We start from the raw sequence: 25,137 nt of genomic DNA, 5'->3' as shown, positions 1-25,137 counted from the left end.
GTTAGGCAAAAACGAATTTAAAACAGTTCTTTGCAACCGCACCTTAATCATTAGGCTTTTTTATAACCGTAGTCTCACTATGGAGAGACTTTTTTTATTTTACAGTAGTGTTACCTAATAAAAAATCTCTTGTGTTATAGAATAACCAGCTGATAGACCCACAATATCCGTAAAAATCGTAATTACATTCTTGAGTAGTTGTAGCCTCATTTGCTGAAACAGTTTAGTTTTCCGGTGTTGCAAGGCTAAGGCCCACAACAGCAGCAGTTGCGATCATAAATAAAGATAATTTCTTTTTCATAGATACTCCTTAAATTATAGTATACTTATACTATATTCATATTATGTTAATCATTAAATATCATATTTTTAATCTTTTGTTATATCTTTGACCGAAAAAGCAGATAAAGCCACGAATAAAGTATTTTTATATATTATGAAAATCACATTAATAACTAATTGCATCAATCTTTTTATCATTCTATTTGAACTATTACAGCTTTTTTGGTGCTGGTTAGCTAGAAACCATTGCGACTTGTGTTTTGGGCACGTCCTTTTATAGGCGGTATGTCTTTTCTTTTTTACCTTGAGGGGTCATTAGTAAAAACATTTTAGCCAATCAAAAAGCCTAGAACTGCTTACGCAGCTCTAGGCTTTTCATAACTGTAGTCTTACGAAGAAGATAACTCCTTTAATTTGAGATATGACTATATTATACTAACTTTTTGTTAACAAATCAAGTTATATATTAATGTTTTTATTATTATTTATCTGGCCGCAAGTTGTCAAGTCAAGTGCAACCAGTTCATAGATAACTAGAGTTCCAGAGGTTAAGTTGTTCGGGCTAGCTCAAACAGGAATGTTGAGGATTGATATTGAAGAAGTCGTCTTGGGCGCTCATTGATGACTGTAAGATAATTGTCAAGTTCTTCAGAGGTTAGTGGATTAAGTGAGATTCCTTTAGGGACATATTCTCTGAGGAGGCCATTGAAGTTCTCGTTTGTTCCTCTCTCATGTGAAGAATAGGGATGTGCAAAGTAAACGTCAACAGCTTCTAAGGTTGAGAGTAAACTAAACTCAGAACCATTATCCGCTGTGATGGATGCAATAGGATACTGACTGATGAGATGCGTGACAGCGCGGTTAATGGTTTGGGACTGCTTGTCTTCTAGCTTAACTCCTAGTGCATAGCGTGTCTGGCGCTCTACCAAAGTCAACATAACAGCTTCACCTTTGGTTTTCTTGCCGAGAATCAAATCAATCTCCCAATGCCCAAATTCAGAACGATCATTAATATATTCTGGACGTTCTTCGATAGATTTACCTAAAGTCTTCTTATTCGTCTTCATGACTTTCTTAGAACGTTTTCTGATACTAACCATCTTAGGCAAATCGATTGGTTTAATAGCTAACAACCCCTCTTTGATATAACGATAAATCGTTTTGGTATAGGGGACGACTTCTTCAGGATGGTTTACTTTGTAAGTCTGAACAAAACTATCCACACTATGGAGACGAATGTTAGCCGTCAAGGCAGATTCTAATTGTGCAATGAACCTAGTGGAGCAGCCATTCAATTTGAGGTAAGAACTCTTTTGACGATTGGTTTCATAGACACGTTATCCACTATCAGCAAAATAGGCGTTGAAGAAGGTTTGTTTTCCATTCTTATCCTTTACCTGTTCTACTGAACAACGTTTTATTTCTCGGCAGATTGTAGAACAGTGACAACCCAGGAGTCGAGCAATATCAACGGGTTGCTCTCTCATTTTAAGATAAGCAGCAATTTCACCCCGTTCTGTGGCTGAAAGATGAGAATAGGAAAATTTTCTGGTAGAATTAATATTAGACATGTTCATCTGCTTTCCATACTGAATTGGGGAATTCTAGTATATCAGACAAACATGTCTTTTTTGTTGCACTTCATTTTACAACGCGGGATATTTATCTGGATAAGAAGTGTGGCGACCTAGAATTAGAAAACCGCCACGAGTTGGTTGTTGATAATTGGCTAAGGGAACTATTTAACATTCATAAGTGAATTGTTTTAGTTCTTTTTTGTTAATGAAGAAAACCATGTTGTTATTTGTGTCCAAAGCCTACTGAAGAAACCTTGAACTTGAGACTTAGATTGAACCATGCTATGGGTGTGGATATTGTGGTAGAAAGTGTGACCAAATTTATCAATGGTCATAGTGATGTGGTAGCTGGTTTAGCTGCTATCAATAATGAGGCTATCTACAATCAGCTCAAGCTTTTTCAAAAAAACTTTGGAGCAATTGTTGGAGTCGAAGACGCTTGACTGATTCTTCGTGGCATGAAAACTATGGGAATCCGTATGGAACGAGCGGTAAAAATGCTCAGCAACTCGCTAGCTATTTAGCGAAGCACCTCAAAGTTCTTAAGCTACATTACCCTGGGTTAGACAGTCATCCTAATCACGATACCCACCTGCAACAGGCTAAGAATGGTGGTGCTGTTTTACCCTTTGAGTTGGCTTCTAAGGAGGAGCTGATGACCTTTACCCATCGTATTCAGTTGCCGATTTTAGCCGTTATTCTAGGTGGAGTAGAGTCGATTTTGTCACATACAGCAACGATATCTCATGCTTGCTTATCATCACAAGCGCGGTTAGAACAAGGGGTTGTTGATGGTTTGCTGCGCTTGTCTTGTGGTGTCGAAAATATCGAAGATTTATTGGCAGATTTTGAGCAAGCACTTACTTTTTAAGTCTATTTGTCCAGATTGGTTCTGTTTACAGGGCAAGTCTAGCTTTTTGTGAGGATGGTTGATGCTAAAGCAGGTTTTAAAAATAGCTAATCATCTGAAGTCTCAAAAGCAAGGTGCTAGTCTTGTCTTGCCCATTCCTAAAAGTCTCATATCATGCTATAATAAGAAGACTAGACTTTTTTACATGGGAGATTTCACATGACATTTTACGATCATAAAGCCATTGAACCAAAATGGCAAGCCTTCTGGGCTGACAATCACACGTTTAAGACAGGAACAGACGCTTCGAAACCTAAGTTTTATGCGCTTGATATGTTTCCTTACCCTTCAGGAGCCGGTCTTCACGTCGGACACCCGGAAGGATACACAGCAACAGATATTTTAAGTCGCTTTAAACGTGCTCAAGGTTACAATGTCTTGCACCCAATGGGGTGGGATGCCTTTGGTTTGCCTGCTGAGCAATATGCTATGGATACCGGTAATGATCCAGCAGAGTTTACAGCGGAAAATATTGCTAACTTCAAACGCCAAATCAATGCCCTTGGTTTTTCTTATGATTGGGACCGTGAGGTTAATACCACTGACCCAGACTACTACAAGTGGACGCAATGGATTTTTACCAAATTGTATGAAAAAGGCTTGGCCTATGAGGCAGAGGTTCCTGTGAACTGGGTAGAAGAGTTGGGAACAGCTATTGCCAATGAGGAAGTTCTGCCTGATGGAACTTCTGAGCGTGGTGGCTACCCTGTTGTCCGCAAACCAATGCGCCAATGGATGCTTAAAATCACGGCCTATGCTGAACGTCTTTTAGAAGATTTAGAAGAGGTTGACTGGCCAGAGTCTATCAAGGACATGCAGCGTAACTGGATTGGTAAGTCAACCGGTGCCAATGTGACCTTCAAGGTTAAAGGCAGTGACAAAGACTTTACCGTCTTTACCACGCGCCCTGACACCTTGTTTGGAGCGACTTATGCTGTTTTGGCGCCAGAACATGCCCTTGTTGACGAGATTACTAGCCCCGAACAAGCTGAAGCCGTGGCAGACTATAAACGCCAAGCGAGCTTGAAATCTGACTTGGCCCGCACTGACCTCGCTAAGGAAAAAACAGGTGTTTGGACGGGTAGCTACGCTATTAACCCGGTCAACGGCAAAGAAGTGCCAATCTGGATTGCTGACTACGTGCTAGCAAGTTATGGTACAGGTGCTATTATGGCTGTACCTGCCCACGACGAACGCGATTGGGAATTTGCCAAACAATTTGACCTTGAGATTATTCCAGTGCTTGAGGGTGGTAATGTGGCAGAAGCTGCTTATACCGAGGATGGACGTCACATTAATTCCGACTTCTTAGACGGTCTAGACAAGGCTGACGCAATCGCTAAGATGGTAGCTTGGCTTGAAGACAAGGAAGTTGGAAATGAAAAAGTGACTTACCGCTTGCGTGACTGGCTCTTTAGCCGCCAACGTTATTGGGGTGAGCCGATTCCAATTATTCACTGGGAGGATGGCACTTCAACAGCTGTTCCTGAAAATGAGTTGCCGCTTGTCTTGCCAGTAACTTCAGATATTCGCCCTTCAGGAACAGGTGAATCACCACTAGCTAACTTGACTGATTGGTTAGAAGTGACCCGCGAAGATGGTGTTAAAGGTCGTCGTGAGACCAATACTATGCCACAGTGGGCTGGTTCAAGCTGGTATTATTTGCGTTACATTGACCCTAAAAATGATCAAGCTTTGGCGGATCCAGAATTGTTGAAACAATGGCTGCCTGTTGATATTTACGTGGGTGGTGCCGAACATGCAGTGCTTCATCTCCTGTATGCCCGTTTCTGGCATAAAGTCCTTTACGATTTAGGCGTTGTGCCAACCAAAGAGCCATTCCAAAAACTCTTTAACCAAGGGATGATTTTGGGAACGAGTTACCGTGACCATCGTGGAGCGCTTGTAGCGACTGACAAGGTGGAAAAACGTGATGGCAGCTTCTTCCATATCGAAACAGGTGAGGAGCTTGAACAAGCACCAGCAAAAATGTCTAAATCACTCAAAAACGTTGTCAATCCTGATGACGTGGTGGAACAATACGGTGCGGATACCTTGCGTGTGTATGAAATGTTCATGGGGCCATTAGATGCCTCAATCGCTTGGAGCGAAGAAGGCTTAGAAGGTTCTCGTAAGTTCCTTGACCGCGTCTACCGTTTGGTAACGACTAGGGAGATTGTGGCGGAAAATAGCGGCGCCTTGGATAAAGTTTACAACGAAACTGTCAAAGCTGTTACTGAACAAATTGAGACCATGAAGTTCAATACTGCTATTGCTCAATTGATGATTTTTGTCAATGCAGCTAACAAAGAAGACCAGTTGTTTGTGGACTATGCCAAAGGCTTTGTGCAATTGATTGCTCCATTTGCGCCACACTTGGGTGAAGAACTCTGGCAAATGATTACTCAATCAGATGAGTCCATTGCTCATGTGGCTTGGCCAACTTGGGATGAGTCCAAATTGGTTGAAAACGATGTGGAAATCGTTGTCCAAATCAAAGGAAAAGTCAAAGCGAAATTAGTGGTTGCTAAGGATCTTTCTAGGGAAGACTTAGAAGTTGCAGCCCTTGCTAATGAGAAAGTACAAGCTGAGATTGCAGGCAAAGACATTGTCAAAGTGATTGCAGTCCCTAACAAGCTTGTTAATATCGTGGTAAAGTAACAATCAAAGACTAACAATAGTTGATATCTATATAGACTCCACTGGGGACCTGTTCCAGTGGGGTCTTTTTTCGTTGGAAAAGCCCAAGGGCTCTTCGATGATATGTGGCTGGGTTAGGAGATTAACCACTGTTTTTAAAGAGTTTTAAATAAATTAAGTATAGTTAAATATTAAAATAAGTTAACTGAAGTCTAATTTTGAACACTTCTTTGTGTGATAGTTGGTCTTTTTTAAAACGCTTTCATTACCTATAATGAACATATAAAAACATTATATTTATAAACTTTGAAAAGAGGTAGTTCTCATGGAAATGTTCCTAGCTCCCCTAAACTGGTTCTCGCAAAACATTTTGCAAAACCCAGCTTTCTTTGTAGGTCTTTTGGTTTTAATTGGGTATTTACTCCTTAAAAAACCAATTTATGAAGTCTTTGCCGGTTTTGTCAAAGCGACAGTTGGTTATCTGATTTTGAACGTTGGTGCAGGTGGTCTGGTAACGACCTTCCGTCCAATCTTAGTGGCTCTTGCTAAGAAATTTGAATTGAAAGCGGCTGTTATTGACCCTTACTTTGGTCTTGCGGCTGCCAATACGAAATTAGAAGAAATGGGCTTCATCAGTGTAGCCACTACAGCTCTTTTGATTGGTTTTGGGGTTAACATTCTTCTCGTTGCGCTTCGCAAAGTCACTAAAGTTCGTACCCTTTTCATCACTGGTCATATCATGGTGCAACAGGCAGCAACTATCTCTGTCTTTGTCCTTCTCTTAATCCCTCAATTCCAAAATGCCTTTGGTGCTTGGGCGGTTGGTATTATCTGTGGTCTTTACTGGGCAGTCAGCTCAAACATGACGGTTGAAGCAACACAACGCCTAACAGGTGGCGGTGGCTTTGCGATTGGTCACCAACAACAATTTGCGATTTGGTTTGTGGATAAGGTTGCTCCAATCTTTGGTAAAAAAGAAGAAAACCTTGATAACTTAAAATTACCAACCTTCTTAAATATTTTCCACGATACCGTTGTTGCGTCAGCAACCTTAATGTTAGTCTTCTTTGGAGCTATCTTGGCTGTCCTTGGTCCAGACATCATGTCTAATGTAGAGTTAATCGGACCAGGCGCTTTCAACCCAGCTAAGCAAGCTTTCTTCATGTATATTCTTCAAACATCACTCACCTTCTCTGTTTACCTCTTCATTTTGATGCAAGGTGTACGTATGTTCGTTTCTGAGTTGACCAATGCCTTTCAAGGGATCTCAAGCAAATTGCTTCCAGGGTCATTCCCAGCGGTTGACGTTGCAGCCTCTTACGGTTTTGGTTCTTCAAATGCGGTGCTTTCAGGATTTACCTTTGGTTTGATTGGTCAATTAATCACCATTGCTCTTCTTGTTATCTTTAAAAATCCAATCTTAATTATCACAGGATTCGTTCCCGTATTCTTTGATAATGCGGCAATTGCGGTTTATGCAGATAAACGTGGTGGTTGGAAAGCAGCAGTTGCATTATCCTTTATCTCAGGTATTTTGCAAGTTGCACTCGGTGCAGTAGCTGTTGGTTTACTAGGCCTTACAGGTGGTTATCACGGAAACATCGACTTGGTTCTTCCATGGTTACCATTTGGTTATCTCTTCAAATTCCTTGGCATTGCAGGTTATGCTCTTGTCTGCATTTTCCTTCTTGCTATTCCACAATTGCAATTCGCAAAAGCTAAAGATAAAGAAGCTTATTACCGTGGTGAAGCTCAATAAGCACCACTCTCGCATAATAGCTCTGCTATTTTAACAAGATATAAACCTAAGAACTTTGGAGGAAAAACGAATGGTTAAAGTATTAACAGCATGCGGCAATGGCATGGGATCATCTATGGTGATTAAAATGAAAGTTGAAAATGCGCTTCGTCAACTTGGTGTGACTGATATTCAATCTGCGTCTTGTTCTGTTGGTGAAGCAAAAGGTCTGGCTTCTGGTTATGATATTGTGGTGGCTTCAAACCACTTGATTCATGAACTTGATGGTCGTACGAAGGGTCACTTAGTTGGTCTTGATAACCTGATGGATGACAATGAAATCAAAACCAAATTGCAAGAAGTGCTATAAGCTGATTCTAAAACAAAAAGGAGGAGTTGTGACGAAGGTTCCCAACTCTTTCTCTTTAGCAAAAGTCAGTTAACAGACAAGAAAATGGTGTGTTTTTAAACAAAAACACTAGAAAGAGATATGTTTATGAATTTAAAACAAGCCTTTATTGCTAACGACTCTATTCGTTTGGGGTTACAGGCACAGACTTGGCAAGAAGCTGTTCAATTGGCTGTTCAGCCCTTAATTGATAGCGGAGCAGTGACGTCAGCTTATTACGACGCCATCATTGAATCAACAGAAAAATACGGCCCTTATTATGTGCTGATGCCAGGGATGGCAATGCCTCACGCAGAAGCAGGTCGAGGGGTCGACCGTAATGCCTTTTCTTTGATTACTTTAACAAGACCAGTTACCTTCTCAGATGGTAAAGAGGTTTCTGTTCTCTTGACCTTGGCGGCAACAGACCCCTCTATCCACACAACAGTGGCTATTCCACAAATTGTGGCCTTGTTTGAACTAGATAATGCCATTGAACGCTTGGTGGCCTGCCAAAGCCCTGAGGAGGTTCTAGCAATGGTAGAAGAATCAAAAAATAGCCCGTATTTAGAAGGTTTGGATTTAAACTCTTAATCGATACCTTACTGACTTAAACGGATAAAACAACTCACAATCATTATTGAAAGGATAAGAACTCCTCATCAGCTTTTTCATAGCCGCTGAGAGTTCTAGGAAAAACACATGACACATCTTCCAAATTTACAAGTTGCCTTAGACCATTCTGACTTGCAAGGGGCTATCAAAGCAGCCGTTTCAGTCGGCCATGAAGTAGACGTTATCGAAGCCGGTACGGTCTGCTTGCTTCAAGTCGGAAGCGAGTTGGTTGAGGTTTTGCGCAGCCTTTTCCCAGAAAAAATCATCGTGGCAGATACTAAATGTGCTGATGCTGGTGGCACGGTGGCTAAAAACAATGCAAAACGTGGTGCTGACTGGATGACTTGTATCTGCTGTGCGACGATTCCAACCATGGAAGCAGCCCTCAAAGCCATAAAAGAAGTGCGCGGAGACCGTGGGGAGATTCAAATTGAACTTTATGGTGATTGGACTTATGAACAAGCTCAATTATGGCTTGACGCTGGGATTTCCCAAGCCATTTACCACCAATCACGTGATGCCCTTCTTGCTGGCGAAACTTGGGGTGAAAAAGACCTTAACAAGGTGAAAACATTGATTGACATGGGCTTCCGCGTGTCAGTAACTGGTGGGCTTGATGTAGACACTTTGAAACTTTTTGAAGGGGTGGATGTCTTTACCTTTATCGCAGGGCGAGGCATTACTGAAGCAGAAGATCCTGCTGCAGCGGCGCGTGCCTTCAAAGATGAAATCAAACGTATCTGGGGGTAACCTATGGCACGTCCTATTGGTATTTATGAAAAAGCAACCCCAAAACAGTTTACCTGGCGTGAACGCTTGCAATTTGCAAAAGACTTAGGTTTTGATTTTGTGGAAATGTCTGTTGATGAATCAGATGCTCGCTTAGCTCGTTTAGAGTGGACTAAGAAAGAACGTCTTGATTTAGTGAAAGCCATTTATGAAACAGGAATTCGCATCCCGACCATTTGTTTCTCTGGTCATAGACGTTACCCACTAGGATCAAATGATCCTGCTATTGAAGCCAAGTCTCTTGAATTGATGAAACAGTGTATTGAATTGGCACAGGACCTTGGGGTACGTACTATTCAATTGGCTGGTTACGACGTTTATTACGAAGAAAAATCACCTGGAACCCGTGCTCGTTTTATCAAAAACTTGAGACAATCTTGTGACTGGGCCGAAGAAGCCCAAGTCATGCTTTCCATTGAAATTATGGATGACCCTTTTATCAACTCTATTGAGAAATATTTGGCAGTTGAAAAAGAAATTGATTCACCTTATCTCTTTGTCTATCCTGATACAGGCAATGTGTCTGCCTGGCATAATGATTTGTGGAGTGAATTTTACAATGGCCACAAGTCCATTGCAGCCCTCCACTTGAAAGATACTTATGCTGTCACAGAAACTTCAAAAGGGCAATTCCGTGATGTGCCATTTGGTCAAGGTTGTGTGGACTGGGAAGAGATGTTTGCGGTCATCAAGAAAACCAACTACAATGGGCCATTCTTGATTGAAATGTGGTCAGAAAATTGTGAAACGGTAGAGGAAACAAAAGCTGCTATCAAAGAAGCTCAGGATTTTCTTTACCCACTCATTGAAAAAGCGGGGTTGACGTAATATGGCAAAAAATTTACAAGAAATGCGGGAACGTGTCTGTGCGGCCAATAAATCTTTACCAGAACATGGCCTTGTCAAATTTACTTGGGGCAATGTCTCCGAAGTTTGTCGTGAGTTAGGACGTATCGTCATCAAGCCTTCTGGTGTGGACTACGAGCTTTTGACACCAGAAAACATGGTTGTTACAGACCTTGATGGGAATGTGGTCGAAGGTGATTTGAACCCTTCTTCAGATTTACCAACTCATGTGGAGCTCTATAAAGCTTGGCCAGAAGTGGGCGGTATTGTCCACACTCACTCCACAGAAGCTGTCGGTTGGGCACAGGCAGGTCGTGATATTCCGTTTTATGGGACTACCCATGCTGACTATTTTTATGGCCCGGTTCCTTGTGCTCGCTCTCTCACAAAAGCAGAAGTTGATGGGGCTTACGAGCAAGAAACTGGCAGCGTGATTTTAGAAGAGTTTAGCAAGCGAGGCTTAGATCCTATGGCGGTGCCAGGTATTGTCGTCCGTAACCATGGCCCATTTACGTGGGGGAAAACCCCAGAACAAGCCGTTTACCACTCTGTTGTCTTAGAAGAAGTGGCTAGGATGAATCGTTTGACTGAGCAAATCAATCCACGTGTAGAGCCTGCACCAACATACATTATGGATAAACATTATTTACGTAAACATGGCCCAAATGCTTATTATGGGCAAAAAGGTGATGCGCATTAAGCAGAAGCATGCGTCTTGGTCTGATACAGAGCGTATTGACAGTAATGAAGGCTGTGGACAGGAGTCCCAGCCTCATTTTGCTCGGTATCGCTACTGTGGAAAATGACGACTTCACCTCGCTATTGAAGAGTTTTCTTAGCGATGATTGGGGAGAAATAGGGTTTCTAATAAAAGCGACACACTTGCCCTGCTAACAAGATTCTTTACAGGAGATAGCTGTCAAGCTGTCCAAATCATGATAAAATAGACAAAGACAGATTTTTAGAGAGGAGGTTTGTAACAATGATGATTTTGGATAAAAAGAGTTATGATTTGCTCTCTTATTTGCTCAAACTCGAAGCGCCTGAAACGGTCATGGCGATTTCACATGCCTTAAATCAATCGCGGCGCAAAGTCTATTATCAGCTTGATAAGATTAATGAGGCCTTGCCAAGAGAGGTGGAGCAGATTATATCTTACCCAAGAGTTGGTATTCTCTTAACTGACGAACAAAAGGCTGCCTGCCGCTTGTTGTTAGAAGAAGTGACTGATTACAACTATGTCATGAAAAGTGATGAACGCAGGCGTCTATCATCGGTGTATATTGCGGTGTCTACGGAGCGTGTGACTATTGACAAGCTCATGCAAATCAATGACGTGTCCCGTAATACTATTTTGAATGACTTGACCGAACTTCGAGAAGAGTTGGAGGATAAGCAGTATAAGATTCAACTGCACGCGACTAAAGCCAGAGGCTACTATTTTGATTGTCACCCGATGGCTTTGATCCAATACCTCTACAAACTATTGGTGGATGTTTATCAAGGAGGAAATAGTAGCTTTATTGACATGTTTAACCGCAAACTGTCAGAAACACAGGGGCTTTCCGTTTACTTTTCAAAAGATATTCTAGCTTATTTCCATGAGTACCTTCTGTTGTCTCAGGCTAGTCTAGGAAAGACAATTAATACTCAAGACAGCCAATTCATGTTACAAATCTTGCCTTTCATGCTCCTGAGTTATCGTAACATGCAGCTTAATTCAGACATCAAAAGTGCTCTCAAAAAGGATTTTAACCTCATCTGGAAGCGTAAAGAGTACCAGATTGCTCAAGAATTAGCTGGAGAACTCTATCAGAATTTCAAGCTTCACTTGGATGATATTGAAGTGGGAATGGTAGCCATGCTCATGTTATCTTTCCGAAAAGATCAGGATCACCATGTGGAAAGTCAAGACTATGATGAGATGCGAGCCACGATTAGTCATTTTATTGACCAATTGGAGAACCGCTACCAGCTGCATTTCACCCATAAGCAGGATTTGTTGAAGCAGTTAACCACTCACTGTAAGGCACTTGTTTACCGCAAAGCTTATGGCATTTTTTCGGTTAATCCGCTGACAGATCACATCAAGGAAAAATACGAAGAATTGTTTGCCATGGCGCAGTCTTGTTCCACCATTTTAGAAAAGGATTGGGATATTAGCCTGACGGATGATGACGTGGCCTATCTGACCATACATCTAGGGGGAGAATTACGCAATAACACTGCTGATCAAGACAAAACCAAGTTGGTCATCGTGTCAGACGACGGGATTGGGATTCAAAAGCTCTTGCTCAAACAGTGCCAACGGTATTTGGCCAATGGTCAGATTGAAGCAGTCTTTACAACAGAGCAGTATCAGAGCGTCTATGACCTCTTATCAGTGGACATGATTGTTGCCACAACAGATGCTTTGGAAACCAAAGTTCCCATGCTGATTGTCAATCCGATTTTAAGTGATGATGATATTATTAAGCTGATTCGTTTCTCTAAACAGGGGCGTTTGACAGAGCATTCACGTTTCTCCACAGAGCTGGCTAAAGCGATCGAGGCAGTTGTCAAAGGCGAGTCCGACCGCTATGCGCTGACTTCTAAAATTGAAAAACTCATTCACCGGGAATTGTTGTGAGTGTCTACATATCAAAAAAGGTACCTCAGTTTTTCTATGACGTAGAAAAAACATAACTGAGGTTTTTAGTATGTCCTGAGAAAATATCTCCCCTTGTTTTGGGGGACAATTTTTGCTCTTATTCTCATCATCTCAGGAAGGCAAAGCATCACGTTAAAGGCATTTTACTAGCTTAGTTAGGGTTGAATCCAGTCCATTTTTGAACACAGAACTGTGTGAGACTTGGTCTTTTTATCAGTGGTAAGAAAGTCTATACTTAACTTATAGAAAAGAAGAACACTCTTGGAGGAAATCTAATGGCTAAAGTACAAGATATTACACGTGAATCATGGATTCTTAGCACATTCCCAGAATGGGGAACGTGGTTAAACGAAGAAATCGAAGAAGAAGTGGTGCCAGATGGCAATTTTGCCATGTGGTGGCTAGGAAACTGCGGTGTCTGGATTAAAACCCCTGGCGGTGCTAATATTGTTATGGATTTGTGGTCTGCGCGTGGTAAATCAACTAAAAAAGTGAAAGATATGGTGCGCGGCCATCAAATGGCTAACATGGCAGGTGTGCGTAAATTGCAACCAAACCTTAGAGCACAGCCAATGGTCATTGACCCATTCATGATTAACGAATTGGACTACTATTTGGTTTCTCACTACCATAGTGACCACATTGATATCAATACTGCGGCAGCCATTATCAACAATCCAAAACTTGACCACGTTAAATTTGTAGGTCCATACGAATGCGGCGAAATTTGGAAAAAATGGGGTGTGCCTGAAGACCGTATCATGATCTTGAAACCAGGTGATAGCTTTGAGTTTAAAGACATGAAAGTGACAGCTGTGGAATCTTTTGACCGTACTTGCTTGGTGACTCTTCCTGTCGAAGGAGCAGACGCTCAAGGTGGTGAATTGGCAGGTTTAGCGGTGACGGATGATGAAATGGCACGTAAAGCTGTTAACTACATTTTTGAAACACCTGGTGGAACCATTTATCATGGTGCTGATTCTCACTTCTCCAACTACTTTGCTAAACATGGTCGTGACTACAAGATTGACGTTGCCTTGAACAATTACGGGGAAAACCCAATTGGTATTCAAGATAAGATGACTTCGATTGATTTGCTTCGTATGGCAGAAAATCTCCATGCCAAAGTCATTATCCCAGTTCATTATGACATCTGGTCAAACTTTATGGCATCAACAGATGAAATCCTTGAATTGTGGAAAATGCGTAAAGAACGCCTTCAATACGATTTCCATCCATTTATCTGGGAAGTTGGTGGTAAATACACTTATCCACAAGACCAAGACCGCATCGAATATCACCACCCACGTGGTTTTGATGATTGCTTCTTAGAAGACTCAAATATCCAATTCAAAGCTCTTCTTTAATACCCATCGACTCATCCAAGCTAGAGGTAGCTCACAAAGCCAGTTGGTTTTGTGGACCTGCTCACTTGGGTGAGTTTTTTGATGCTCAAAATGGTGAGTGAGTAGCTATTACTATTCAAACAGTCTCTAGGAAAGGCAAATGCCAAGGTTTGTGTTACAATAAAGGCAGATAGGAGTGGTTGAAAAGCAGCCACAAGGAAGGGAGTCTAAAGATGAAAGATGCGTTACTGATTGTTAATCCCGCTTCAGGTGGGGAAAAGGCCAAAGCATACGAAACGAAGATGCAGCAAAAACTGTCTGATCATTTCGATAAGGTCACTGTCAAGCATACCAAAGAAGCTGGAGATGCCAAGGCTTTCGCGCGAGAAGCAACAGATGATGGTTACCATAGTGTCTTTGCGATGGGTGGAGACGGCACTGTTAATGAAGCTATCAACGGGATATCGGGGCAGTCTTATCGTCCACGTTTTGGCTTTTTGCCTTTGGGGACAGTCAATGACTTAGCCCGTGCCTTGGATATTCCTTTGGATCCTGATCAAGCAATTGACAGTCTTGATTTGGACCATCATAAAGCTATTGACGTTGGCCAGGTCAATGATGCTTATTTTATGAACATTGTTGCTATTGGTAATATTCCTGAGTCCATTAACAATGTGGATGATAAGGCAAAAACAGCTTTAGGACCTCTTGCCTACTTTTTATCAGGCCTCAAACAAGTCGTGACCAATACCAGTTACACTTTCCAACTGACTCGCGATGGGAAAGAAGAGCAGTTAAAAAGTTCCCTCATTCTGGTTGGATTGACCAATTCCATTGGAGGATTTGATCAACTGACAGCCAATGCGAAAGTAGATGATGGTTACCTTCACCTGGTTTATATCAAGGACAAAACCTTTTTTGACACATTAGCAGCCTTACCAAGCCTATTTTCAGCTGAGACGGAAGGCAGTGACCAATTGGGTTATGAACGGGTCAAGGAAGTTCACATTGCACTGGAAGATGCCAGTCTTAAAAGTAATGTCGATGGCGATGAAGGCGATGACTTGCCTCTAAGCATTAAAGTACTTCCAAGCCATATAGAGGTTTACACTAGCCGTAAATCAGAGACAACAGATACGGAATAACGTTTTACGGATTATCCTAAAAAATCTTAGTTTTGACACGACTGTTCGTTGCCATTTTAGAGTGAGTGACCACCTTTTTTAAGGTGGTTTTTTGTTTCAAAGTGACCCTAAAAGTGCCAATTTAAGGGGAAAATAGCGCAGAATTCACTATCCAGTCAAAAAAATATCATCTTAAAAAAACAGTGATAACAAGCTTAGAAACGGTTATAGGATTGATCAATAGTCCTAAAATCAGGACCTTGTCCTTGACACAAAGTGACCACACATGATAACATAGTTATGTTCTGTTTCGGCAGATTCTTTTTTTAAGCAAAAAAGTGACCATATAGCTACTAAAAAAGTAGGGCTACTTTTCTTATTTTGGTGACTGCTAGGTTGTAGCATGCCAAAATCATACCCAGACATAATTTATCATTTAGGAGAGGAATAAATGGATACTATTTTAGAAGTCAAACATTTGAGTAAAATCTTTGGCAAACGACAAAAGGCTGCCCTTGAAATGGTCAAGGCTGGCAAAAGTAAAAGTGAAATTTTCAAGAAAACAGGTGCAACTGTAGGTGTCTATGATGCTAGCTTTGAGGTTAAAGAAGGTGAAATCTTCGTTATCATGGGGCTATCAGGAAGTGGGAAATCCACTCTTGTTCGCATGTTGAACCGTTTGATTGAACCATCAACCGGATCGATCTTACTTGGAGGTAAAGACATTTCAACCATGTCTGCAGAGCAACTGCGTGAAGTTCGCCGTCATGACATTAACATGGTTTTCCAAAGCTTTGCCCTATTTCCGCATAAAACCATTTTGGAAAATACCGAATTTGGTTTGGAATTGCGTGGCGTTCCAAAAGAAAAGCGTCAGGAATTAGCTGAAAGAGCTCTTGATAATTCTGGTCTTCTGGATTTCAAGGACCAATACCCTGACCAACTTTCTGGTGGAATGCAACAACGTGTTGGTTTAGCGCGTGCCTTGGCAAATAGCCCTAAAATCCTATTAATGGATGAGGCCTTTTCAGCCCTTGACCCCTTAATCCGTCGTGAAATGCAAGATGAATTGCTTGATCTGCAAGACAGTATGAAACAAACCATCATCTTTATTAGTCACGATTTGAATGAAGCTTTGCGGATTGGTGACCGAATCGCCTTGATGAAAGATGGTCAAATCATGCAAATTGGAACGGGAGAAGAAATCTTGACTAACCCAGCCAACGATTTTGTTCGTGAATTCGTTGAAGATGTGGACCGTTCTAAAGTCTTGACAGCACAAAATATTATGATTAAACCGCTAACGACAACCATTGAATTAGATGGACCTCAAGTTGCCTTGAACCGTATGCATAATGAAGAGGTATCTATGTTGATGGCGACGAATCGCCGCCGCCAATTAGTGGGTAGCTTAACAGCTGATGCGGCTATTGAAGCCCGCAAAAAAGGGTTACCACTATCAGAAGTCATCGACCGTGACGTTAGAACGGTTTCAAAAGACACCGTTATCACAGATATTATGCCACTGATTTATGACTCTTCTGCACCGATTGCAGTGACAGATGATGATAACCGTCTGTTAGGGGTTGTGATCCGAGGACGAGTGATTGAAGCTTTAGCTAACATCCCAGATGAAGACCTTAACTAGAATGGAGTGATTGCATTTTGGAAACGATATTACAAACGAAATTACCAGTGGCTCAACTGGTTGAACAATTAACGGAATGGATAACCAAAACCTTCTCAGGACTTTTTGATGTCCTACAAGCTGTGGGAAGCTTCTTGATGGACTGGATGACCAAGACTCTCTTGTTTATTCATCCCCTTCTCTTTATCGTCTTGGTAACAGCGGCTATGTTTTTCCTTGCTAAGAAAAAATGGCCCCTACCAACCTTTACTTTCCTAGGCTTGCTCTTTATCTATAACCAAGGTCTCTGGGAACAATTAATTAATACCTTTACCTTGGTCTTGGTTGCCAGTTTAATTTCAGTTCTGATTGGTATCCCACTAGGGATTTGGATGGCTAAAAATGCCACGGTCCGTCAAGTGGTTAATCCTATATTGGACTTTATGCAAACCATGCCGGCCTTTGTTTACTTGATTCCAGCCGTTGCCTTCTTTGGTATTGGTATGGTTCCGGGTGTGTTTGCCTCAGTCATCTTTGCCTTACCACCAACGGTTCGTTTTACAAACTTGGCTATTCGTGACATTCCAACAGAATTGATTGAAGCCTCAGATGCCTTTGGGTCAACTGGGAAACAAAAGCTCTTCAAGGTAGAATTGCCTTTAGCTAAAAATACCATCATGGCGGGTGTCAACCAGACCATGATGCTAGCCCTCTCCATGGTTGTCACAGGATCCATGATCGGTGCGCCTGGTTTAGGACGTGAAGTCTTATCAGCTCTTCAGCACGCTGATATTGGTAGTGGATTTGTCAGTGGTCTTGCCTTGGTTATCTTGGCTATTGTTCTTGACCGTATGACACAGCTTTTCAACAGTAAACCACAAGAAAAAGCTAAAGCCGGCAAAACCAATAAATGGATTGCTCTAGCAGCCCTTGCTGTCTTTTTGATAGCTGCTTTAGGACGCGGTATTATGGCTATGACTTCTGGTATGGCAGACAAAGGTGAAAATGTTAACATTGCCTACGTGCAATGGGATTCTGAAGTTGCCTCAACTAACGTGATTGCAGAAGTTTTGAAAAAAGAAGGTTACCATGTAACCTTGACACCGCTTGACAATGCTGTCATGTGGCAAACCGTTGCTAATGGCAACGCTGACTTTTCAACTAGTGCTTGGTTGCCAGTCACCCATGGTCAACAATATCAGAAATACAAGTCAAAATTAGATGATTTAGGGCCTAACCTAAAAGGGACCAAACTTGGGTTAGCTGTTCCAACATACATGACAGATGTCAACAGTATTGAGGATTTAACTAGTCAAGCCGATCAAAGAATCACAGGAATTGAGCCAGGTGCAGGAATCATGACAGCTGCCAAAAATGCTCTTAAGGACTATGATAATCTATCAAGCTGGGAATTAGTTGCGGCATCAACAGGAGCCATGACGACTTCCTTAGACCAAGCCATCAAGAAAAAAGATCCTATTGTCGTGACAGCTTGGTCACCACACTGGATGTTTGCTAAATATGACTTGAAGTATCTCAAAGATTCTAAAGAAACCTTTGGCTCTGCTGAGAACATCAATACCATTGCTCGTAAAGGCTTGAAAAAAGACCTTCCAAATGTCTACAAAATCATTGATAAGTTCCACTGGACCCAAAAAGATATGGAAGCAGTCATGCTTGACATCAACAAAGGCATGAGCCCAGAAGCAGCCGCTAAAAAATGGGTAGAGGCTAACCAATCTAAGGTATCAAGTTGGACTAAATAAGCTAACTGTAGGAAATGCTTATCATAACCCAACACCATAGAAGTCTAGGAAATCTCCTAGGCTTTTTTTAAGTTGGGGTGGTTAGCTTCTCTGCAAAAGCAATGGCTTGAAGGAGTCAAGCCCGCTCTACTGTGTTATAATAAGGCTATGGAAAACAAGAATAAATTACTGTTAATTGATGGGTCATCTGTTGCCTTTCGTGCCTTTTTTGCCCTCTACAATCAAATCGACCGTTTTAAAAATCATAGCGGTCTTCATACCAATGCCATTTATGGCTTTCATTTGATGTTAGACCACATGATGAAGCGAGTCCAGCCCACACACGTGCTGGTGGCTTTTGATGCGGGCAAAACCACCTTCCGGACAGAAATGTATGCAGACTACAAGGCTGGTCGCGCCAAGACACCAGAGGAGTTTCGTGAGCAATTTCCTTATATTCGTGAGATGTTGACAGCCCTTGGTATTGCTTATTATGAGTTGGAACACTACGAAGCAGACGATATTATCGGGACGCTTGATAAAATGGCGGAGCGCACAGAAGTGCCTTTTGATGTGACCATTGTCAGTGGTGATAAAGATTTGATCCAGTTAACTGACGAAAATACCGTGGTTGAAATTTCTAAAAAAGGGGTTGCCGAATTTGAAGAATTCACACCGGCTTACCTCATGGAAAAAATGGGCTTGACGCCAAACCAGTTTATTGACCTCAAAGCCTTGATGGGGGATAAATCGGATAATATTCCAGGAGTGACCAAAATCGGTGAAAAAACTGGGCTCAAGCTCCTTCATGAATTTGGTAGTTTAGAAGGTATCTACGAGCACGTTGAAGGTTTCAAAGCTTCCAAAATGAAAGAAAACTTGATTAATGATCGTGACCAAGCTTTCCTATCTAAAACGCTCGCCACTATCAATACAGCATCTCCTATCACAATTGGCTTAGATGATATTGTCTACAATGGTCCTGATGTTGCTAGTCTGTCTAAGTTTTACGATGAAATGGATTTTGTCCAACTGAAAAAAGGTTTGGCGAGTCAGATGCCTCAAGAGCCAGTAGCTGCCATTTCCTATCAAGAAGTGACCAATGTGTCTGCTGATTTGTTTAGCGCAGAAGACATCTTCTACTTTGAAACGCTTCGGGATAATTACCATCGTGAGGCCATCATTGGTTTTGCTTGGGGACATGGTGAGCAGATTTACGCATCCACTGACCTTAGCCTATTAGCGACGGATAGTTTTAAGCAGGTCTTCCAAAAACCCATTGCTACTTATGATTTTAAACGTAGCAAAGTCTTATTGAGTCATCTAGGAGTTGATTTAGTGGCACCTAGCTATGATGCCAGATTGGCTAACTACCTTCTTTCAAATGTGGAAGACAATGAACTCACTACTATTGCAAGGCTTTTCACCGATATTTCCCTAGAAGCAGATGACAGCATTTATGGCAAGGGTGTCAAAAGAGCTGTTCCTGAAAAAGAGGTTCTACTTGGGCATTTAGCTCGTAAGGTCAAAGTATTATTAGATAGCAAGTCTCAAATGCTAGACAAGCTCACTGCCCATGAGCAACTAGACCTCTATCAGAATATTGAATTGCCTTTGGCTAATGTCCTTGCTAAAATGGAGATTGAAGGGATCAAGGTTAATAGGGCGACTTTGCAAGATATGGCAGAGCAAAACAAGGTCATTATTGAAGCGCTCACCCAAGAGATTTATGATATGGCTGGCCAAGAATTTAACATTAATTCGCCTAAACAGCTGGGCAGTATCTTGTTTGAGAAGATGCAACTACCTCTTGAGATGACTAAGAAGACCAAAACAGGTTATTCTACAGCTGTTGATGTTTTGGAACGTTTGGCACCGATTGCTCCAATTGTGGCTAAAATTTTGGATTACCGCCAGATTACTAAATTGCAATCCACTTATGTGATTGGTTTACAGGATTATATTCTGGCTGATGGCAAGATTCATACCCGCTATGTGCAGGATCTCACCCAGACAGGGCGTTTGTCTAGTGTGGACCCTAATCTTCAAAACATTCCTATTCGTTTGGAACAGGGGCGTTTGATTCGTAAGGCCTTTACCCCATCTCATGAAGATGCCGTCTTGTTGAGTTCAGATTACTCACAGATTGAATTGCGGGTACTGGCACATATTTCAGGGGATGAGCATTTGATTGCTGCCTTTAATGAAGGGGCAGACATTCATACCTCAACGGCTATGCGTGTGTTTGGGATTGACAAGGCAGCAGATGTTACTGCCAATGACCGCCGTAATGCCAAGGCTGTTAACTTTGGAATTGTGTATGGGATTTCTGATTTTGGTTTGTCAAATAACCTTGGTATCACCCGTAAACAGGCCAAGTCTTATATTGATACCTATTTTGAACGCTATCCTGGGATTAAAGCCTATATGGAAAATGTGGTGCGTGAGGCTAAAGACAAGGGCTATGTAGAGACCCTCTTTAAGCGTCGTCGTGAATTACCGGATATCAACTCTCGTAATTTCAACGTTCGCTCTTTTGCGGAGCGTACAGCTATCAATTCACCCATTCAAGGGAGCGCAGCTGATATTCTAAAAATTGCCATGATTAACCTGGACAACGCCTTGCAAGCAGGTGGTTTTAAAGCTAAAATGCTCCTTCAAGTGCACGATGAAATTGTTTTGGAAGTGCCAAACACGGAGTTGGCTGCTGTGAAAAAGCTAGTCAAAGAGACCATGGAAGCCGCTGTTGACTTGGCAGTTCCTTTACGCGCAGATGAAAATGCAGGACAGAGCTGGTACGAAGCCAAGTAACTCTCTTCATGAAGTTTCTCATTTTTATAAGATATGTTATAATAACATGAAAATAGAAACAGTAAGGGGAACTAATGAACGGTTTTGAGCTCTTGTTACGAATGATTTTAAAATTGGCTGGTGTTATGCTTTTGATTGCCTTAGCCTTTATCTTGGTCTTTGTGGCTTGTTACTATGTTCTCTTTTAAAGAGGTGAGGAGTAGAAAATGACCTACCGGTTTCAAAATCCTTCAGATGATATCTTAAGAACTTACCTAGAATCTGCTAAGACCATTGCTGTTGTCGGTCTTTCTGACCGACAAGATACGGCTGCTTATCAGGTTGCCAAGTTTATGCAAGCTATGGACTATCAGATTGTTCCTGTTAATCCCAAGTTGGCAGGGCAGACGATTTTAGGAGAGTTAGTCTATGCAACAATCAAAGCTATTCCTTTTGAGGTTGACATTGTAGATGTCTTTCGCAGAAGTGAGTTTTTACCAGAAGTTGCCAGAGACTTTTTAGAGAGTCAAGCCAAAGTCTTTTGGGCGCAATTAGGTCTTGACAATCAAGAAGCGGAAATGATTTTGCGATCTGCGGGCAAGCAGGCGATTGTCATGAATCGCTGCCTCAAGGTTGACTACTTAGACTTAATCATCAAACAAGGATAGATCTTTAGTCGTTGAAATCCTTATCTTGTGATATAATAAAGAAAAAATGATAGGAGTTAGCAGCTTATGGACATTCATTCACATCAGCAAGCCCTAGATGCCTATGAAAACGTCCTAGAGCATCTACGGGACAAACATATTCGGATTACGGAAACGCGTAAAGCCATTATTTCTTACATGATTCAGTCAACAGAGCACCCTAGTGCCGATAAGATTTACCGTGACTTACAGCCTAAATTCCCTAACATGAGTCTAGCGACGGTTTATAATAATTTGAAAGTCTTAGTGGATGAAGGCTTTGTAGCAGAATTAAAGATCAGCAATGATTTAACCACTTATTATGACTTTATGGGACATCAGCATGTCAATGTGGTATGCGAAGTTTGTGGCAAAATCGCTGACTTTATGGACGTAGATGTCATGGACATTGCCAAAGAGGCTCACCAGCAGACAGGGTATAAGGTGACACGTATCCCTGTTATCGCTTATGGTGTTTGTCCAGAGTGTCAGGCCAAAGGCAAATCCGACTTCTAACGTTAACATCACGGGAGAAATGGTTCTAAACCTCTCTATTAATGAAAATATCGTAAAATCCTCCAGTGTTGAACAGAGCACTGGAGGATTTTTATCAGTATCAGAAAAGGCAGTGAAGCATTAGTCGTGTGAGTCATCACACATGACAGGTTTAGTTTGATGATTTGACAGTTTAGGAATTCGGAGATGCTCCCCTTCAAAAGGTTCGTCACTTTCATCAAAGCGTTGTTTTAGTTGGTTATAAAAAATAACATTGGCCGTTGTGAAGTAAGGCAAGAGGTAAATGTTTAGTAACCCCAGCGTCAAGATGTTTAGCAAGAACCAACCGATAAAGCTGAGTTGTAATAAGAAGAGTTTCCATTTATACCCCTTAATCATTGCAACGCTAATTTCGATAGTATCAACCGTACCCAAATAGGTTCCTTCTTTCACCTTGTCGTAAAGGATATATTCTGCCAAACTATAGGCGTAGTAGCGGTTGAGGTAGATTCCAAACCCGACTAGAGCTAAGATGGCCCCAAACACTAAAAAGATCACGGAAATAGCAACACCTGTACCTGATTTGGCATTCATCAAAAAGGCTGATAGACCTAGGATGAAGATGAAAAGGCCAAGGAACCAAATCAAGGACCAAACGAGGAAGAATAACCGTTTCATGATAAATAGCACCACCAACTTACCAAAGTATTCTCCTGAAAAAGCCGTTGTTGTTTCGCTGAAAGTCACTTCTCGACGGTAATGCCTAACAACATCAATCATGGTAAAGGCGGCTGATAACGTAAAAAGGGTAATGATGAGGGCAATAAGTAAAGGGAAGTAGTTGGCCCTCAAGGACATTTTGATGCCTGTAGCCATGACATAGCCTTGATGAACCTCGATACCAAAGTGAAAAATAGTGAGAATGGTTGGTATTAAAAATAGTAAATATTTACCAGAAAGATTTGCTAGGGTCGTCTTTGCCTGGCGTTTTATTTCTTTAATTGACATAATAAACTCCTTTGCCATATTATACCATAAATAGAGAAGCTAGAAAGTTTGTAATAAGGGTAATTCTGCTGTCTAGGAAGGCATGACAAGTTTGCAATTTTTTGATAAAATGATAGGCGCTGGAACAACATGTCATCTTGAAGCCCTTCATTATGATGGAAACTCAGGCAGATCAAAAAAGCTCAAGACTGTTTATCTTGATAGCAAGGAAGAAAGCACATGACAGATTATCCGATTAAGTATCGCCTTATCAAAAAAGAAAAGCACACGGGTGCACGCTTGGGAGAAATTATCACCCCTCACGGGACTTTCCCAACCCCTATGTTTATGCCGGTAGGAACTCAGGCTACTGTTAAAACACAGTCTCCAGAAGAGTTAAAAGCTATTGGATCAGGGATTATTTTATCAAACACTTATCACCTCTGGTTGCGTCCAGGAGATGATTTGATTGCTCGTGCAGGTGGTCTGCACAAGTTCATGAATTGGGATCAGCCAATCTTAACCGATTCGGGCGGTTTTCAAGTTTACTCTTTAGCCGATTCACGAAACATCACTGAAGAAGGGGTCACCTTTAAAAATCACTTGAATGGCTCAAAAATGTTTCTATCACCCGAAAAAGCCATCTCTATCCAAAACAATCTTGGTTCTGACATCATGATGAGTTTTGACGAGTGCCCACAATTTTACCAACCTTATGATTACGTGAAAAAATCCATTGAACGTACTAGCCGTTGGGCAGAACGTGGCTTAAAAGCCCATCGTCGTCCTCATGATCAGGGGTTGTTTGGAATTGTTCAAGGAGCTGGATTTGAGGACCTTCGTCGTCAGTCTGCGGCAGATTTGGTGGCTATGGATTTCCCAGGTTATTCTATTGGAGGCTTGGCTGTTGGGGAGAGCCATGAAGAAATGAATGCCGTCCTCGACTTTACGACTCCCCTCTTACCAGAAAACAAACCACGTTACTTGATGGGGGTAGGAGCACCGGATAGCTTGATTGATGGTGTGATTCGCGGTGTGGATATGTTTGACTGTGTCTTGCCAACGCGTATTGCTCGTAACGGGACCTGTATGACTAGTGAGGGACGCCTTGTGGTTAAAAATGCTAAGTTTGCAGAAGATTTCACGCCATTAGACCATGATTGTGACTGCTACACTTGTCAAAACTATAGCCGTGCCTACATTCGTCACTTACTAAAAGCGGACGAAACTTTTGGTATTCGTTTGACAAGCTACCACAACCTTTATTTCTTGGTTAACTTGATGAAAAAAGTACGTCAGGCTATTATGGACGATAATTTACTTGAATTCCGCCAAGATTTCCTTGAACGGTATGGTTATAACAAATCTAACCGTAATTTCTAGTTAGATATGATAAAATCCTGAAACGGATGGCAGCTTATCGTCTCTGGTTTCAGGATTTTTTGTGTAGACAAGTAGGTACTGTGCGATGCTCAGAGCTGAAAATTTGTTTTTTCCTTGTTCTTTTTCAGAAAATAGTTACCCTTTTCAAAAAATGCGGTTGACAAAGGGTAAGCTTTTGATTAAACTATTACAAGAGGATGAGATATGACGGACTGTTTTGGAATTGACCTTGACCAAGAGTATCGATGCCTGCACTATCACACAACTCTTGATATTGTTGGCCTCAAATGTGCTTTTTGTCAGACTTATTATGCTTGTTACCATTGCCATGACCAGTTAACAGAGCATGCCTTTGTGCCAACAGGGCCTGCTGAAATGTTTCCTGTGATTTGTGGCCATTGTCGAAAGCTCTTGAGTCGAGCTGGGTATGCGTGTGGTCATTGTCCCTATTGTCAAAGTCCCTTTAATCCGGCCTGTCATCGACACAAGGATATCTATTTTTTAAAGGAGTCGTAACTG

Annotated in this window: 18 protein-coding genes and 3 pseudogenes; 18 read left to right on the top strand and 3 right to left on the bottom strand. The window is 41.6% G+C overall.

From position 1 onward, the window contains the following. Window positions 1-226: 226 nt before the first annotated feature. Window positions 227-301 (bottom strand): annotated as a pseudogene (locus tag FQT67_RS11055) (SpoV family signaling peptide); the annotation flags it as partial. A gap of 529 nt (window positions 302-830) precedes the next feature. Continuing rightward, window positions 831-1,853: pseudogene (locus tag FQT67_RS09955) on the bottom strand (IS30 family transposase). Window positions 1,854-2,140: 287 nt separating this feature from the next. Between FQT67_RS09955 and FQT67_RS09950 the strand changes: the two are divergent. The 16 genes and pseudogenes from FQT67_RS09950 to perR form a co-directional block, all read left to right on the top strand. Continuing rightward, window positions 2,141-2,730: pseudogene (locus FQT67_RS09950) on the top strand (PLP-dependent transferase); the annotation flags it as partial. A gap of 198 nt (window positions 2,731-2,928) precedes the next feature. After that, on the top strand, window positions 2,929-5,430 hold the full coding sequence (leuS, locus tag FQT67_RS09945) for a leucine--tRNA ligase (RefSeq protein WP_046177465.1): 2,502 nt from the start codon (window positions 2,929-2,931) through the stop codon (window positions 5,428-5,430). Window positions 5,431-5,734: 304 nt separating this feature from the next. Continuing rightward, a complete protein-coding gene (locus FQT67_RS09940; protein ID WP_046159232.1) occupies window positions 5,735-7,168 on the top strand; it encodes a PTS sugar transporter subunit IIC in 1,434 nt (477 codons plus the stop codon). Between the two features lie 70 nt (window positions 7,169-7,238). Next, on the top strand, window positions 7,239-7,517 hold the full coding sequence (locus FQT67_RS09935) for a PTS sugar transporter subunit IIB (protein ID WP_002986367.1): 279 nt from the start codon (window positions 7,239-7,241) through the stop codon (window positions 7,515-7,517). A gap of 126 nt (window positions 7,518-7,643) precedes the next feature. Then, on the top strand, window positions 7,644-8,129 hold the full coding sequence (locus FQT67_RS09930) for a PTS sugar transporter subunit IIA (RefSeq protein ID WP_003060663.1): 486 nt from the start codon (window positions 7,644-7,646) through the stop codon (window positions 8,127-8,129). Between the two features lie 108 nt (window positions 8,130-8,237). Beyond that, window positions 8,238-8,900 (top strand): 3-keto-L-gulonate-6-phosphate decarboxylase UlaD, encoded by a 663-nt coding sequence (locus FQT67_RS09925; protein ID WP_003055711.1) that lies wholly within the window; start codon window positions 8,238-8,240, stop codon window positions 8,898-8,900. 3 nt (window positions 8,901-8,903) lie between these two features. Further along, window positions 8,904-9,767: an L-ribulose-5-phosphate 3-epimerase gene (locus FQT67_RS09920; RefSeq protein ID WP_046159233.1), complete on the top strand. Its 864-nt coding sequence runs from the start codon at window positions 8,904-8,906 to the stop codon at window positions 9,765-9,767. 1 nt (window position 9,768) lies between these two features. Continuing rightward, window positions 9,769-10,485, top strand: a complete 717-nt coding sequence (locus tag FQT67_RS09915) for an L-ribulose-5-phosphate 4-epimerase (RefSeq protein ID WP_003061002.1) — start codon at window positions 9,769-9,771, stop codon at window positions 10,483-10,485. Between the two features lie 282 nt (window positions 10,486-10,767). Next, a complete protein-coding gene (locus tag FQT67_RS09910) occupies window positions 10,768-12,414 on the top strand; it encodes a transcription antiterminator (RefSeq protein ID WP_003055705.1) in 1,647 nt (548 codons plus the stop codon). A gap of 296 nt (window positions 12,415-12,710) precedes the next feature. Beyond that, window positions 12,711-13,802, top strand: a complete 1,092-nt coding sequence (ulaG, locus tag FQT67_RS09905) for an L-ascorbate 6-phosphate lactonase (RefSeq protein WP_003052974.1) — start codon at window positions 12,711-12,713, stop codon at window positions 13,800-13,802. A gap of 212 nt (window positions 13,803-14,014) precedes the next feature. Next, window positions 14,015-14,926, top strand: coding sequence for a diacylglycerol kinase family protein (locus FQT67_RS09900; protein WP_046177464.1), 912 nt, complete (start codon window positions 14,015-14,017; stop codon window positions 14,924-14,926). Between the two features lie 430 nt (window positions 14,927-15,356). Next, window positions 15,357-16,553 (top strand): glycine betaine/L-proline ABC transporter ATP-binding protein, encoded by a 1,197-nt coding sequence (locus FQT67_RS09895; protein WP_003055694.1) that lies wholly within the window; start codon window positions 15,357-15,359, stop codon window positions 16,551-16,553. A 17-nt stretch (window positions 16,554-16,570) separates the two neighbouring features. Continuing rightward, the gene (locus FQT67_RS09890; RefSeq protein WP_015058091.1) at window positions 16,571-18,298 is read left to right on the top strand and encodes an ABC transporter permease/substrate binding protein; all 1,728 of its coding nucleotides are present in this window, start codon (window positions 16,571-16,573) and stop codon (window positions 18,296-18,298) included. 147 nt (window positions 18,299-18,445) lie between these two features. Then, window positions 18,446-21,088, top strand: coding sequence for a DNA polymerase I (polA, locus tag FQT67_RS09885; protein WP_046177463.1), 2,643 nt, complete (start codon window positions 18,446-18,448; stop codon window positions 21,086-21,088). A gap of 206 nt (window positions 21,089-21,294) precedes the next feature. After that, complete coding sequence (locus FQT67_RS09880; protein WP_003055717.1) at window positions 21,295-21,735, top strand: CoA-binding protein; 441 nt, start codon at window positions 21,295-21,297, stop codon at window positions 21,733-21,735. Between the two features lie 66 nt (window positions 21,736-21,801). Beyond that, window positions 21,802-22,269 carry a peroxide-responsive transcriptional repressor PerR gene (perR, locus tag FQT67_RS09875; protein ID WP_046177462.1) on the top strand — a complete coding sequence of 156 codons (468 nt, stop codon included), beginning with the start codon at window positions 21,802-21,804 and terminating at the stop codon, window positions 22,267-22,269. A 120-nt stretch (window positions 22,270-22,389) separates the two neighbouring features. Here the strand turns inward: perR and FQT67_RS09870 are convergent, their stop codons facing one another. Continuing rightward, on the bottom strand, window positions 22,390-23,256 hold the full coding sequence (locus tag FQT67_RS09870) for a DUF975 family protein (protein WP_046159235.1): 867 nt from the start codon (window positions 23,254-23,256) through the stop codon (window positions 22,390-22,392). 219 nt (window positions 23,257-23,475) lie between these two features. Between FQT67_RS09870 and tgt the strand changes: the two genes are divergently transcribed. Together tgt and FQT67_RS09860 are read left to right on the top strand one after the other, a co-directional pair. After that, on the top strand, window positions 23,476-24,618 hold the full coding sequence (gene tgt / locus FQT67_RS09865) for a tRNA guanosine(34) transglycosylase Tgt (RefSeq protein WP_012767590.1): 1,143 nt from the start codon (window positions 23,476-23,478) through the stop codon (window positions 24,616-24,618). A gap of 204 nt (window positions 24,619-24,822) precedes the next feature. Next, window positions 24,823-25,134 carry a CHY zinc finger protein gene (locus FQT67_RS09860; RefSeq protein WP_012767589.1) on the top strand — a complete coding sequence of 104 codons (312 nt, stop codon included), beginning with the start codon at window positions 24,823-24,825 and terminating at the stop codon, window positions 25,132-25,134. Window positions 25,135-25,137: the final 3 nt, after the last annotated feature.

The organism is Streptococcus sp. NCTC 11567, assembly GCF_902141215.1.
GTDB classification, from domain to species: Bacteria; Bacillota; Bacilli; order Lactobacillales; family Streptococcaceae; genus Streptococcus; species Streptococcus dysgalactiae.
This window is presented reverse-complemented; position numbering and strand designations above follow the sequence as displayed.

Bases quoted from the DNA above. Each gene is read 5' to 3' on its own strand.
- leuS (WP_046177465.1), top strand. From the start codon at position 2,929: ATGACATTTTACGATCATAAAGCCATTGAACCAAAATGGCAAGCCTTC.
- FQT67_RS09895 (WP_003055694.1), top strand. From the start codon at position 15,357: ATGGATACTATTTTAGAAGTCAAACATTTGAGTAAAATCTTTGGCAAA.
- ulaG (WP_003052974.1), top strand. From the start codon at position 12,711: ATGGCTAAAGTACAAGATATTACACGTGAATCATGGATTCTTAGCACA.
- FQT67_RS09915 (WP_003061002.1), top strand. From the start codon at position 9,769: ATGGCAAAAAATTTACAAGAAATGCGGGAACGTGTCTGTGCGGCCAAT.
- perR (WP_046177462.1), top strand. From the start codon at position 21,802: ATGGACATTCATTCACATCAGCAAGCCCTAGATGCCTATGAAAACGTC.
- FQT67_RS09870 (WP_046159235.1), bottom strand. From the start codon at position 23,256: ATGTCAATTAAAGAAATAAAACGCCAGGCAAAGACGACCCTAGCAAAT.
- tgt (WP_012767590.1), top strand. From the start codon at position 23,476: ATGACAGATTATCCGATTAAGTATCGCCTTATCAAAAAAGAAAAGCAC.
- FQT67_RS09925 (WP_003055711.1), top strand. From the start codon at position 8,238: ATGACACATCTTCCAAATTTACAAGTTGCCTTAGACCATTCTGACTTG.
- FQT67_RS09880 (WP_003055717.1), top strand. From the start codon at position 21,295: ATGACCTACCGGTTTCAAAATCCTTCAGATGATATCTTAAGAACTTAC.
- FQT67_RS09940 (WP_046159232.1), top strand. From the start codon at position 5,735: ATGGAAATGTTCCTAGCTCCCCTAAACTGGTTCTCGCAAAACATTTTG.
- polA (WP_046177463.1), top strand. From the start codon at position 18,446: ATGGAAAACAAGAATAAATTACTGTTAATTGATGGGTCATCTGTTGCC.
- FQT67_RS09900 (WP_046177464.1), top strand. From the start codon at position 14,015: ATGAAAGATGCGTTACTGATTGTTAATCCCGCTTCAGGTGGGGAAAAG.
- FQT67_RS09930 (WP_003060663.1), top strand. From the start codon at position 7,644: ATGAATTTAAAACAAGCCTTTATTGCTAACGACTCTATTCGTTTGGGG.
- FQT67_RS09860 (WP_012767589.1), top strand. From the start codon at position 24,823: ATGACGGACTGTTTTGGAATTGACCTTGACCAAGAGTATCGATGCCTG.
- FQT67_RS09910 (WP_003055705.1), top strand. From the start codon at position 10,768: ATGATGATTTTGGATAAAAAGAGTTATGATTTGCTCTCTTATTTGCTC.
- FQT67_RS09935 (WP_002986367.1), top strand. From the start codon at position 7,239: ATGGTTAAAGTATTAACAGCATGCGGCAATGGCATGGGATCATCTATG.
- FQT67_RS09920 (WP_046159233.1), top strand. From the start codon at position 8,904: ATGGCACGTCCTATTGGTATTTATGAAAAAGCAACCCCAAAACAGTTT.